The sequence below is a fragment of the Rhizobium sp. 18055 genome, from assembly GCF_902706285.1.
GTDB lineage: Bacteria > Pseudomonadota > Alphaproteobacteria > Rhizobiales > Rhizobiaceae > Rhizobium.
The window spans coordinates 1-443 of sequence record NZ_CACSKD010000275.1 but is presented as its reverse complement, the minus strand read 5'-3'; the positions used below and the strand labels follow the sequence as shown (position 1 = coordinate 443).

At 77.2% G+C, this 443-nt stretch carries 1 protein-coding gene; it reads left to right on the top strand.

What is annotated here, in order from left to right; genetic code table 11:
• The coding region (locus GVL52_RS32125) for a pseudouridine synthase (RefSeq protein WP_244619347.1) at positions 1 to 443 on the top strand (443 nt) is incomplete at both ends.

The window sequence follows — 443 nt, the reverse complement described above, 5'->3', positions numbered from 1 at the left end:
GGCCTGCTCTGCGTGCCCGGCCGCGGCCCGGACAAGCAGGACTGCCTGAGCGCCCGCGCCGCGCGCCAGTGGCCCGGTGCCTGCGTGGTGCACCGCCTCGACCAGGCGACCTCGGGCCTCGTGCTGATGGCGCTCCATGCCGGGGCGCAGCGCGCGCTCGGCCACGCCTTCGCCGCGCGCGAGGTGCACAAGCGCTACGTGGCGGTGGTGCACGGGAGCCAGGGCACCGTCCCGGACGGCCCCTGGCAGGCGATCGATCTTCCCATCGCCGCCGACTGGGAGCGCCGTCCGCTGCGCGTGGTGGACCCGCAGCACGGCAAGCCGAGCCTCACGCGCTGGCGGCCGGCGCCGGCCACCGAAGGCGCCCCGGCACCGGCGCCCGACACCCTGCGCGTGCTGCTGGAGCCCGTCACTGGCCGCACGCACCAGCTGCGCGTCCACAT